Raw genomic sequence first — 13,276 nt, 5'->3', positions numbered from 1 at the left:
GGGTAACCAAAGTAAACGAATCCACATAATGGATAATATTGTTTAATAAAAAGGAGCATTATCAAATGCAAGCAAATACATATTTAAAATACGGTTCAATCAAAGGCGAAACTACTGCCGAGTCTTTCAAAGATTTAATTACAGTTTTATCTTTAGATTGGAACGTTAGCCGTGAAATTAGCTCAGCGACTGGTACAGCGATGGATCGTGAATCTAGCTCTACTCGTCTAGGCGACGTGACTATTACTAAGCTTCAAGATAAAGCATCTCCGGATCTTTTCAAAGAAGCAACTATTGGTAAAGGTCTACCTGCTGTTTTCCATATCACTAAACAAGGTGATAAAGTTGAAGAAATCATGAAAATCGAACTTACAGATGCCATGATCTCTAGCTACTCAGTATCTGTTCAAAACGACCGTCCAATTGAAACAATCACTATCAGCTACACTGAAATGATGATGACTGTTACACCTACTGACGATCAAAACAACATCACTGCACCACTAGTATATGGTTACAGCGGTGTTAAAGGTCAACAAATGTAATATTTGTTACCCGATTGTAGCTCTGGGCTTATGCTCAGAGCTTTTTTTGATCTTCAGGATGGGAAAAGCAAGGAATGCAAAAAGCAACACAAGATAAAAACGTAATTCAAATTAGTACCCCTGTTGGTAAAGACGCCCTTTATTTAACGCGCTTCGTTGCACAAGAAGCCATGTCAGATTTATTTGTTATGTCGGTCAATATGTACACCATAGGCCAACAAATTGCACATGAAGATCTGGTTGGCAAGCCGGTATCGATAAAGGTAAAAAATGCCGAAGGTGGGGGAGAGCGTTATTATCACGGTATTGTGAGTCAGCTTGTTTCTAACGGCAGTCGTACTGCGGACGTTGATGAACAAAAAAATTACATTGATTATCAAGCTACCATTGTGCCTTTTGCCGCTTCTATGCGTAATCGCAAGAACAGCCGCATTTTCCAAAAGAAAACAATAAAAGATATATTTGCTGATTTGTTTGGCCAACACAATGTGGCTTTTTCAGACAAAACCAGTAAAACCTACCCCAAATACGAATACTGTGTGCAATATCAAGAGTCAGATTTTGACTTTATCCAACGCTTATTACAAAGCGAAGGTATTTTTTACTTCTTTGAGCATACAAAAAGCAACCATACATTAGTTTTGGCAGATGATATCACTGCCTATGAAACGTGTGGTGAGGCAAAAGTTGTTCATTCAACTGGCCATTTAAGCGAATCTCATGTTTCGCGTTGGCAAGGCGGATTAAGCTTAGCGCCAGGCAGCTTTAAGCGTTTAGGCTACGATTTTAAACAGCCATCGCGTTACCCTGATGCAGAGCAAGCAAATGCCGAGTTACCTACGCAATCGGTATCAGAAATTTTTGAATATACAGCAGAAGCAGAGTGTCATCCTCGCGCGGCTAATTTGGCATCTGTACAATTAGAGTCGCTACAAAGAGATATGAAGCTCTCAAGCGGGCGTAGTGACTGCCGCTCATTTTCTGTTGGTAAACTGTTTAGTTTCAAAAAACATGAAGACCCACGCCTTGAAGGTAAAACCTTTGCTATTACTTCGATGATGACATCGATTGTAGTACCAAACCAATCAGGCGCTTTACAATCATCAAGTGATGAAGTGTATTCTAACCACTTTGAATGTGTGCCAAAAGACATTCCATACAGAGCGCAAGTGAGCAAAAAGAAACCGGTTATCAATGGCGTACAAACAGCCATAGTAACGGGTGATAGCGCCGATGAAATTATGATTGACCAATATGGCCGCGTAAAGGTGCAATTTGATTGGGATCGTGAAGGTAAAAAAGATTCTAAAAGTTCATGTTGGATCCGAGTTGCACAAAACTGGGCCGGCAAAAAGTGGGGCGCATTTTTCTTCCCTCGCGTAGGACAAGAAGTTTTGGTTGATTTTATTAATGGCGACCCAGATCAACCTATTATAAGCGGTGCTGTTTATAACGCAGACTTAATGCCTCCGTACGCATTACCCGGCGAAAAAACGCAAAGTGGTATTAAAACTCGCTCAACTAAAGAAGGTGGAGCAGATAATTTCAATGAGCTGCGCTTTGAGGATAAAAAAGGCAGCGAGCTTGTGTATATGCAAGCCGAAAAAGATAAACAGCTTTACGTTAAAAACGATCAAAACGAAAAAATAGATAACGATCGTAATGTTGAAATTCTTAATAACGATAATCTTAACGTTACAAAAAACCGTATTGCGGAAATGGGTGAAAACGATACCTTAAAAGTAGGTAAAACACTTAATATTGAAGCGGGTGACGAAATAGTGATAAAAACAGGCTCTGCGCAAATTAAAATGAGCAGTAGTGGCAATATCACTATTGAAGGTACAAACATTGATATTAAAGGCAGTAATGTAAAAGTAGATGGCAGTGCCATTACCTTATCTGCTGGTGTAATTAAGTTAAATTAATGATGGAAATAGTCAATAACTTTCAATCAGGATTCAGAAACGGCATTGCAAATAACGGGCACGTTGTTTACTGCCGCTATGGTTTACCGCATTTAGTGTGTTTACCAATAAATAGGCCAGATGATCCATTATTAAGCCCTGCTTTAAGTCATTTAAAAGCTATGAATGGCTATTATGCACAGCAGTTTTTTATTCATTTAAGTGATTCACTTAATAGTGAAAATGTAATTTCAAATTTATATCAATATGCAACTCAAAGCACAGTGGCACTTGCTGATCACAGTAAAGATGAGCTAATTGAAGAAATTTCGCTATTAGTGACGACTAACAAGCTACTAGTTATTCCACTGTATGAATAGTATTTCATAAACAAGCAAAGATACGACAAGGAGTCAAAATGGGTAAACCCGCTGCTACAATTGGTCATATGCATGTATGCCCTAAAGTGACCGCTAAAGTGCCACATGTGGGTGGACCTATAGTAGCCGGCTCTGGCAATGTGTTAATAGGTGGCATGCCCGCGGCGCGCAAAGGCGACATGATAGTGTGTATTGGCCCGCCAGATAGCGTAAAAACAGGCTCGGGGAGCGTTAAAATTAATGGCAAACCCGCCGCCAGAATGGGCGATGATAGTGGCCACGGCGGAAAAATCGTTGTGGGCAACCCAACTGTTTTAATTGGTGGCTAACTTTGCTAGCGACCTATTTAAGTGATCATCAAGCACAATTACTACAAATTAGTAACGCTCAATTGTGCCCGTTTACGTGTGTAGGTCATGTTCGTTATTTAAGAAAAACCCTATTAGAAAGCTGCTGGGTAAACGCAAAAAACAATAATCAAAAAAATAATTTTGAATTGCCCACCACTGAGCAACTAGTCGAAATAATAACTAACACTAAAAACGATGAATTAGTTGCCCAAGCATGTATTGAAGTTATGGCTAACTTGCCACAAAATAAAAATATTATATTTATAAATGAACTGCTTAATCAGCCAGCGCTGAGTGCTTTTTTTAAAATCATTATAAATAAAGTGGTTATTCAACAGCATAGCTTTAACTTAATTCGGCTATTAAATTTAAACACCTTGTTTTTTGCTTACAGTGCTGATGATGAAATTCCGCCGCAAACACTGGTCACTATAAATCAAATTACCAGCCTTGCGCAGCACCACGGGCCACAGATATTAACGGCTATTTTTGATGCATTAAGTGAGCAAGCCCATCTATCTCCCTTAATGTCGTTATTTTTGTTGTCGTTAAATTTTGAGCAAGTAAACAGCTTAAGTAATCATGCCAGTAATACCTTATCGGTTGATCAAACATTGCATATTTTATTACAAAGCGGTTTTGTAAAACTGATTGTTTTAGCTAATTCTTTGCTATCACAGGTAGAGCAACCCGCGTTAATTATTGCGCTAATAAGGCGCATGTTAGGTGATAAACTCGATCAGCTAGTGGAATACGATATTCAACGACTTGCTTGGCAAGGCGATGAAAGCGCGTTAATAAATTTTCAGCAGCAGTTAAAACATAACTGGCCTAAATATGAAACCGCCATGTCGAGTTTACGATTGATTTCAGGACACCCTCTTGATGAAGTGCCTAATGCCATTTATTTATCAGCCATGGATAGCTATAGCCAAGGGGTGTTTAACTTATATCGCTATTATCAACACCTCGCTGCCAATAAAGCTCAGGACGAGGTGGCATCATGAGTGCATTTTCAATAGAGATGGTATGCTTTTCTGCCCCAAATATTTGCAGTGTAGATGCATTATTATTTGACGATAACAGTGCTGTTTTTAATGAACTGCAATGGCAGTCTTGGGATGCCTGTGTTTACGATTGCATAATTAAATCTAAAGAATTAATGGCAGAAGTCACAGACAGCACATTGCCGATGATTTGGTTACTTCCAGCGTTATCATTTAAAGATGAGCTAAAACAGTTATTAACTCAGAGCTTACAACAGTTATACCCCGCTCATAGCAACGAGCTGATTTTTCATGGATCAACAGGTGCACACTCTGCTATAGCTTTGGCCGGTGAAAAAAAATGGCAAAAATTTAATGTAATTGCTTTAGATGCAACTTTTAAAGCAAATAAACAGCAGCAGTTTGTTTATCAAGGTGTAGGTGGCGCGTTGGCCCTAGTTGAAATGGTGCCTTGTGGGTGGTCGCAGGTAAGCCATGAAATTGCAGCATCAATTGATTTTAGCAAACATAATCAGCTAGCAGGTATGCTTACGCGATTAGCTGAAAAAACAGAGAATAAGATTGATCTAATTTTTGCACCAGGAAATGGGGTAGATGATGATAGTTGGCTAAACAATTTACAGCTACTTACTAGCTTAATTGATGAGCACACTTATTACGAACTACCCAATTATAAATTAGGGAAAATAGGCGCACTAGAAGGGTTGGTTAATTTGTACCAATTAACCACAAGCCCTGCAATTGTTGAGCATTTTAGTCATGCATTAATGCTTTCACAGGAGCAAGCTAAGCATCAAGGTGCAGCATCATACTTATGGATAAGTGAGGAAGTACACAGCTAATGCAAAGTAATACCGTTGTTTTACAGGGAATAAGTTACCCAATTTGCCTCGTCGCAGGTAAAGGTTCTGCGCCGTCGGGCTTTGTTGCTGTAGCAGCTAAGACGCCGGAAAGTGCCAAAAATCAAATTGCGCAAGTAGGTAGTGCACTTTCAAGCGACGCAGCTAAACGTTTAGACGTTATTAACTTGCTTAACCTTGCAGGAGTAAGCTGTTCGCGCGGTGCGTCAGCACGTGAAACCGCAAGTGTATTAACCCAAGCTTTGGTTGCAGGTACTATTAGTTGTTATCACCAAAAAGCTAAGTCGGCCATTCAGGTAAGCGATAACACCAATAGCGGCGCAGCAGGTAAAAAGCCAAGTAGTAAGAGCAGTTCAACAGCCTCAGGTAAAAGTGCCTCTCAAGCGCCGGCTAAAAACAGTGGCGGTGCAAGTAATAATACCCCAAGTGAAGAACCTATCACCAAACAAGAGTGCCGCTCTGATCCAGTTTCTATGCTTTCGGGTGAAGAAATCTTGCCGCTTATTGATTTCACCCTAGCAGGCAGCAAACAATTAATTTGGCGACGCCTATACCGCTCATCGCATGCGGATGTGTGCAGTGTGATGGGTAATGGTTGGCGACATGACTTTATGGTGCAGTTAACTGAGCACTATTTACCGCCACCTAAAGTGGGCCCAAAACAAAAGGGCACCTACTGGTTAGAATACCAAGATGAGCATGGCGCTAAACACCGCTTTGAAAAAGTAAAACCGGGGCAATCGAGCTATCAGTTAAGCAGTAATTTGGCGTTGCATTACCAAACTAATGGTAAGCAAGTATTGGTAACCCCAGATGATCAACACCTTACGTTTAAAGCCGGCGAGAACTCATGGTTGCTCGAAAAAGTTATTAACGAAAAAGGCCAAAGTATTGGTTTTTATTACGATGCGAAAGAGCGCTTGCATCGCGTTGAGGTAAATAAAGCGCGTGGCTGTATTTTAAAATATAACCCGCAAGGGTTGCTGGCAAACATTTCGGCTTACCGTACAGGTGATAACAACAAGCCAGTATTACTTACGCCGTTACTTGCGCAATATGATTATGATGAAAACAAAAACCTCGTTCGCGCGACCAATCAGCAAGGTGAAACAGAGCATTATGGCTATAACGCCGCTAACTTATTAACTAAGCGTACTCGTGCCAGTGGTTTTAGCCATCACTTTGAATGGGACAGTTATTCATCAAGTGCTAAATGTATAAAACAGTGGGGCGATAACAACACCTATACATATCAGTTTGAATATAATTTAGACGCTGGTGAAACAACCTGTATAGACTCGCGTGGGCATAAAGAACACTTTGTACATAACGCGCAAGGTAAGTTAGTTAAGCACACCGACCCTAATGGTAATGTTTGGCAATACGGCTATAACGCACAAGGTCAAAAAGTTACTGAAATAAAGCCAGATAGCAGTGAAATAAAATACAGCTATACCCCTTACGGCCAGTTAGAATCAATTACGCAGCCAGATGGCAGTGTCACAAAATTTGCTTACAACCAATTGGGTCAGCGTGTATTAACCACCTTGCCTGATGGCCAAACCATTACCCGTAAATATAGCGTGGCGGGTTTGCTGCAAAGTGAAACCTTTGGCGACGGTCGTACCGTACTTTACAGCTATGACAAATTTGGCCAATTAACCCAACACATAAATAAAGATGGGCAAGTCACTAAATTTGTATGGAACGAGCAAGGCGAGCTTTTAGCCAAGCACCATAACGATGAGCTTATTCGTTATAGCTACGACAGTTTAGGCCGTGTAAATGCCACCATTAATAACGCAGGTTTGTTGACTCAATATAAATACAATGAGCACGGCCAGCTTGCGCAAACCATTGCTTTTGACGAAAAAGCTCCTGAGAACAAACAGCATCAACATTTTAGTTACGATGATGCAGGGCGGTTAATTAGCTCGCAAAACAGTAAGGGTGATACTACCGAGCAACACTTTGAAGGGCTAAGCCAGCCACATTGTGTTATTCAGCCCGACGGCAGTGCACTGCATTTAACTTACGATAAAGAGCGTAACTTAACAGCCATTGAGCGCAGCGACGGCCATATATACCGCATAAGCTATGACGCAAACGAAAACCCAACGCAAGTAACTGGGTTTGACGGTACGCTGCAGCAGTATAAATACGATGCTTGTAATCGGTTAACCTCGGTTACACAAAGCGATAAACGTCATGTAAAAATAGAGCGTGATAAATTAGGCCGCGTGATTTCGCAGCATGTAAGTTTGGCAACCGATACTCACATCGTTAATAACGCCAATTACTACAGCTATAACCTGCAAGGTAAAATTACCCGTGCGCATAATGCACAATCAACTTTAAAGCAGCAGTTTGATAAAGGCGGGCGGTTACTGCGTGCTGAGCAAGTACATAATCAGCAACAAGCGCATACCTTAAAATACAGTTATGACGACTACGGCAGAAGACAAACCCTTACCCTGCCAGATTCAAGTACGCTTAAATATAGCTACAATAAATTTGGCCAGCTAAGTGCTATTCACTTACAGCAAGCCAATAGCACGGCTGTTGAACTTGCAGCGCTTAGCTATGACAGCCAAGGTAATATTCAAACGCAAAAGTTTGGTAATGACGTAACCCTTACCCAACAATTTGATGTATTTAACCGCTTAACACAGCAGCAGTTAACCCATCCTGCGCAAGCACTATTTGATACCTGTACGTACAATTACGACAGCGTAAACCAACTTATTGCGCGTAAAGAGGAAGGTGTTAGTAGTCATAACATTAATTTTGAGTACAACAGCCTAGGCCAGTTAATTCAACAAAATCTAGCCAGTGGTGAGAGCACAAAAACTACCCAATACCAGTGGGACAGTTTTGGTAACCCAGTTAGCCAATCAAAAATTCAAAATAACGAGTTATCCGAACAACAAGCTACTCAGCACAATGATGATAGCGATGCCATCAATAAGGTTGAAAGTAATCAGTCAGAAAGCACACGTAATGTAATTCATAGTGAGTACAGTGATTCAAGTACAGCAACGGTTGCTAGTGAGCTAAGCGAAGACGATGGGGTTATTACAGGCATCACTGATGCAGACCGTTTAACCCACTTTGGCGACAGCGACTTTCATTATGATGAATTCGGTAACCAAATACGCGAAACCGGTAAAGGCATAAAAACCCGCCGTGAATATAACGCATTTAATCAGCTAAGTTGTTTTAATAATAACGGCACGCTTACTCAATACGACTACGACCCACTCGGGCGTCGTATTGCCAAGCACACCGAACACGGTAAAATTGACTACATTTGGGATAACGATCAGTTAATCGGCGAATACCAACACGGTGAATATACTTGGTACATCAACCTGCCAAATCAATTTCACCCAGTAGCGCTAATTAAACAAGGTGAGGTGTACTACTACCACCTAGACCAACTGAATACCCCACGTTTTGTTACCAACAGCAAAGCAGAAGTAGTATGGAAAAACCAAGCGGATGTGTATGGCTATGAAGAATCAGAAGCCGAGCCTGAGTCAAATAAAAAAGACATCTTCACTCAGCCAATACGTTTTCAAGGGCAATATTTAGACGAGGAAAGCGGCCTGCACTACAACCGCTACCGCTATTACAGCCCCAAACAACAACGCTTTATAAACCAAGACCCGATTGGCCTTGTGGGTGGCATAAACCACTACCAATATGCACCAAACCCGGTGAATTGGGTCGATCCGATGGGGTTATTGTGTAAAGAGGGGGTGAAAAAGCTTTCTAAGATGATAGGCGACATCGTTGACCCAGCAACAAAAGCCAAAATATTAAAAATTGCTGAAGACAGTTCTCCAGCAGATGCCAGAACTGGTAATATTAAAGTAACAAGACCTAATGGTGAAAATAGACTTGAGCATGAATATAGTATCGAATCTATGGATGTTGATAACGGTAAAATTACTTTAACACGAGAAGTAGGCGATAAAGTGATTGAAACTACGATGACCATTGAACAGTTTGTTGGTGGGCATGTTATTGATGGCAAAGTGGTAAATGAAGAATGGTCTCGTGAAACAGGAACGTTGACTGAGAATGAGTTAAAACTCAATAAAGCAACTAAAAAGGCAGGCAGTAAACGGACTGTTTCTTCTCTTCCTGTAACGTTGAAAGAGAATGTGAATACTCGTGATGCGGAAATGCTCGAGCGAGATAAGCACAAGGCGAAAGCTTCACCAGAAGAAACACAACGTTATAACGACCAAATACCACTGATTAACAATGAATCAGCCAAAATTGGTGAAAAGGCTGCTGATGCAGCGATTAAAATACAGTACCCTGGTTATACTCGCATTCACCCAACTAGCTTAGATAGTTCTACATCGGTAAAGGGTAACTTTGATATGGTTTATCATAATGCTAATGGTGATGTAATTATTGTTGAAGCCAAGGGGGGCAGTAGCCCATTGGGTAAAATGAAAATAGGTGATGAATATTATCAGCAAGGTACAACGGAATATGCAGAAGCCATTACGGAACAAATGGCAGATAGCGAGAAAGAGTCTGAATTAGATGCTGCTGAAGCAATTTACAATGCTGACACAAAGAATAAAAAGGTTCAATATTTACACGTTAAAACACCCATAACTAAAACAGAGAATGGCTCGCTCGTCGGCAGTGTAGAAATTTCCGAATTTGATATATAAAAAATAACATAATAGGTTAAATATGATTATAAATCGCAATAGCATTCCAGAATTTGAAAAAATACCTCTTAAAAGACGTTTAAAGCGATTAGAGCGAGCTTATGAAGAAATTGCAGAAAATATTGAAATTAAAAGGGACAATTTATTGACGATATCAAAGGATATGATAAAGCTTGCTCGCTGGCTCACTTGGGAAGTTCAAACGCCAGAGATAGAGAAAAAGTCAGCAACAGGGCTACGTTATGCGTCAAAAATGTACGCAGCGTTCTTAAAGCTTGCACAGTACCCAGAGCAAGACCTTACGTTTAAAATATATGATTTACCTGAAGTAAAGTGGAATGGAAAGGGGATGTTAGAATCTGGACGCGCAGCTCCATCGCAATGGCTTGATGCCTATTTTTTAGCGGTTATTACTCGCGATACTGAAAGTATGGATAGCTTGGCAAATTTCCCTATAGAAACAATGAAACAAAGTGCGACACAGGCAGGCCCCGTTTCTTATAAGCTCGTTGAAGTATTTCAAGCTTATCACCATCATCAAGCCGATTACCCAAAATTGCTTGACGAGTGTATGGGAATGGCTGTTAAGCAAAATGATGACTGGGCGATATATATTGCTTTCGGATACTTAGAAACTCTAGCTGCTTTATCACCAGCAACTTTTGATGTTGGTTGTGATTTTAATGAAGCACTTGCCAAAAACGTACAAGCGCAAGAGCGCTATCACATTTATGAGGCAGGTCCAGATCATGCCCCTGTAGATTCATTCTTACCCCTGCAATTACTCGGCATGGCGTGCATGTGGCACGATATGGGTAATGAGGTAACGGTTGAAAGTGATTCACTTCCTCGTTTTTTAATTAATGGAACTTATTTTAAATAATTAGAAATATAGGTAAGGAGGCTCAAACCACTATGTTTGGTTTAATAAAAAAATATGACGTACACATGTGCTCTGAAGTTAAAGGGATTATTACTTTAAACGGTAATCCCGTTGAAGGTGTTTTAATAAATCGCACCCTGGAATTTGCACATAAAGTTGAAAAAGAAGATCAGGTAATAACAGCTCCTGATGGTTCATTTTATTTACCTGAAGTCGTTATTGAATCAAAAATACCCGGAGATATGTTCTCGCATGAGGTTACTTATCAAACTATTACGGCTGTATATGCTGATAAAAAATACAAACTTTGGGGTTCAAAGCTAAGCGGAATAAGTGAGCCTAGTGAATACAAACAAAAGCTGAGCAGTTTAAATGCTGATTTAGATTCTACAGAAGTAAACTTTGTTTTTCCTAATCATGAAAATCCAAATTTGGAGTTTGATGGTTCAAGTATTTGTAGATGGGAACATGATTTTGAAATTTATGAGATAGAAGATAGCGAAGATTACTTTAAAGATTTTTAAATAGAAAAGGAATTTACATGAATATTTTATCGCCAAGTGTAGCGGCACAATTAGCTGAATTTGCATATGACAGTATTGCAGCAGTATCAAATAGCTCATCAACCATAGAGCCGAGTAGAATAATAAGTAAGCACTTTGTGTTTGATTCAAAAAAATCTGCTTTTACAGGAATTTCAGGTACTGTGGCTGAACACGTGCTAAATCATGCAACGGGTTTTGGCTTTTTTGGAATTGGTTCTAAAGAAGGCGCTCATAAAGGTGAAGTTGTACTAACTTTTCGTGGTACAGCAGGTATTGCTGATACTTTGACGGATTTACATTGTGGTTTAACTGTTGGGCCAAATTATAAAGCAGTTCATGCTGGGTTTAACCGTACTTTTGAGTCTATCAAGCCTCAGTTAAAAGCTATATTGAGTAAGGTAGGTGGTCGCCCCGTTCATTGTGTTGGCCATAGCCTTGGTGGGGCATTAGCAACGCTAGCAGCAAATTGGATTAAAGCGCAATATAAAGTGCCTGTAAAATTATACACTTTTGGTTCTCCAAGAGTTGGTCATAATCCTTTTGCTATTCAAAGTGAAACCAGCCTAAATGGAATTTATAGGGCAGTACACCGAAGTGACCCTGTACCTATGGTTCCTGTTTGGCCATTTGTTCATGCAGGGAATGAGTACAGAATAAGCACATGCGTATCACTTACGGGGGCTGCACATAAAATGGCGGGAAATGCGCCTGGGTATATCAATACTGCATCACGTTATCCTGATTATAAGAGCATGGAAAAGGGCTCTTTATCTAACTTAACGATGACACGTCTAAAATACAACAATCGCCACCATGCTTCTTTTAATGCTCATTGGGCTGAAAAAATAACGAGCGCTTTACTAACGTTACTAAGAGAAAGTGGAAAAATCACCAGTATTCTTGCTCAAGGTGTGGTTGCTGGAACGCTAACTATTTATGATGCTTTAGCTCGTAGCCTCGTTGAAATATCTAAAATGTCATCTAAATATGCTGAAGATTGTCAGGGGTTATTAGGGCATATACTTAACTTTGTTGGGAAGCCTGGTGTGATAGCTGTTGATTATACATACGCGCAAGCTAAGCGAATTTTGTATTGGATGTTAGAAAAACTAAATCAGGTAGTGATAGCAGCTGTAAAAGTATCTCCTTACATGGGTATTGGATACTAAAATTGTTTTAAAGGCTCAGATAACTTCTGAGCCACTTAAATAATAAATAAGATTAGCTATAAAGAATTGAAAGGAACCTATTTCAATTGGTTGAAATTTAAAAACCTCTAATTATTGTTTCTACTCACATCTAAAGTAGCTGTAATCACATAAATAAAAAACAAGGATAGGTAATGAATAAAATAAACACGGATGTAAATTACAGAACAATGGCCGGTAATGCGCGTTTAGTTATTATTGCCGAGTCGAGCCATAACCCAGTATCTTACAAATATGAGGCTATAAAGGCCTTAAAACAGCTTAAGGCGGCTGGCTTCACTCATTTTGCAATGGAAATGCTACCTACAAGAATAAAGGACAAAATAGATTTTTATCAGCGGACTGGTAAGGGATTTGACGTAATCAAACAGCATTTCAAATCAAAATGGAATTGGACTAATGCTTCAAGCACAGGATATGGGGAGTTAGTAAAAGCGGCTAATTCTCTAGGGATGAAAATTGTTCCTTTAGATATGCCTATTGAAATGATGGATGAGATTGACGGGCGTTGTAATTGGGAGCAAGCAGACACCGGTTCATGTACTGACTCTCATATCGAACGAAACCATATGTGGGCAGATATTTTAAATAAAAATTTAAAGTTAGAAGAAGGCTCCCGAATTGTTGCATTTATGCATAGGTACCATGCGTTTCATGCTGGCAATAAGCATATTGGAATTGACTCTATTATGTTAAATTCAAAAGTTAGTCGTATTAGTATCATAGAGTACATCGGTGGATCTACCTGTATTGACAATGGTGTTTGTAAGGGGGAGGGTGATGTCGATAAACCATTAAGGGAAACTTATTTTTATAGGAAAGGAACGTATATACCTTCGTCTTTACCTTCTTACACAGTTCATATTCCTGAAAAAGCCATTTTAAGGAAATGAT

At 39.8% G+C, this 13,276-nt stretch carries 11 protein-coding genes; all 11 read left to right on the top strand.

The window, feature by feature from the left end:
* Positions 1–65: 65 nt before the first annotated feature.
* The 11 genes from MTF66_RS09760 to MTF66_RS09710 all read left to right on the top strand — a co-directional run bounded on the left by MTF66_RS09760 (position 66) and on the right by MTF66_RS09710 (position 13,275).
* Positions 66–545 carry a type VI secretion system tube protein Hcp gene (locus MTF66_RS09760; protein WP_010389365.1) on the top strand — a complete coding sequence of 160 codons (480 nt, stop codon included), beginning with the start codon at positions 66–68 and terminating at the stop codon, positions 543–545.
* 74 nt (positions 546–619) lie between these two features.
* Entirely contained in the window at positions 620–2,473 is a 1,854-nt protein-coding gene (tssI, locus tag MTF66_RS09755) for a type VI secretion system tip protein TssI/VgrG (protein ID WP_054201387.1), read from the top strand.
* Positions 2,473–2,832 carry a hypothetical protein gene (locus tag MTF66_RS09750; protein WP_054201386.1) on the top strand — a complete coding sequence of 120 codons (360 nt, stop codon included), beginning with the start codon at positions 2,473–2,475 and terminating at the stop codon, positions 2,830–2,832. Before tssI ends, MTF66_RS09750 begins: the two co-directional genes overlap by 1 nt.
* Before the next feature lie 38 nt (positions 2,833–2,870).
* On the top strand, positions 2,871–3,161 hold the full coding sequence (locus tag MTF66_RS09745) for a PAAR domain-containing protein (protein WP_010389361.1): 291 nt from the start codon (positions 2,871–2,873) through the stop codon (positions 3,159–3,161).
* Positions 3,162–3,163: 2 nt separating this feature from the next.
* Entirely contained in the window at positions 3,164–4,189 is a 1,026-nt protein-coding gene (locus tag MTF66_RS09740; RefSeq protein ID WP_138621721.1) for a hypothetical protein, read from the top strand.
* A complete protein-coding gene (locus MTF66_RS09735) occupies positions 4,186–5,031 on the top strand; it encodes a hypothetical protein (protein WP_138621723.1) in 846 nt (281 codons plus the stop codon). Before MTF66_RS09740 ends, MTF66_RS09735 begins: the two co-directional genes overlap by 4 nt.
* Entirely contained in the window at positions 5,031–9,746 is a 4,716-nt protein-coding gene (locus tag MTF66_RS09730; protein ID WP_248527113.1) for an RHS repeat-associated core domain-containing protein, read from the top strand. Before MTF66_RS09735 ends, MTF66_RS09730 begins: the two co-directional genes overlap by 1 nt.
* Positions 9,747–9,768: 22 nt before the next feature.
* A complete protein-coding gene (locus MTF66_RS09725; RefSeq protein WP_096042754.1) occupies positions 9,769–10,629 on the top strand; it encodes an immunity 49 family protein in 861 nt (286 codons plus the stop codon).
* A 32-nt stretch (positions 10,630–10,661) separates the two neighbouring features.
* Positions 10,662–11,153: a DUF6795 domain-containing protein gene (locus MTF66_RS09720; protein WP_054201381.1), complete on the top strand. Its 492-nt coding sequence runs from the start codon at positions 10,662–10,664 to the stop codon at positions 11,151–11,153.
* Between the two features lie 17 nt (positions 11,154–11,170).
* Positions 11,171–12,343, top strand: a complete 1,173-nt coding sequence (locus tag MTF66_RS09715; protein WP_024602677.1) for a lipase family protein — start codon at positions 11,171–11,173, stop codon at positions 12,341–12,343.
* A gap of 173 nt (positions 12,344–12,516) precedes the next feature.
* Positions 12,517–13,275 (top strand): ChaN family lipoprotein, encoded by a 759-nt coding sequence (locus MTF66_RS09710; protein ID WP_024602678.1) that lies wholly within the window; start codon positions 12,517–12,519, stop codon positions 13,273–13,275.
* The last annotated feature ends 1 nt before the right edge of the window (position 13,276 follow it).

Source organism: Pseudoalteromonas sp. 2CM39R, assembly GCF_023161845.1.
The sequence above is the reverse complement of the archived record's forward strand: the minus strand, read 5'-3'. Positions and strand labels throughout refer to the sequence as shown.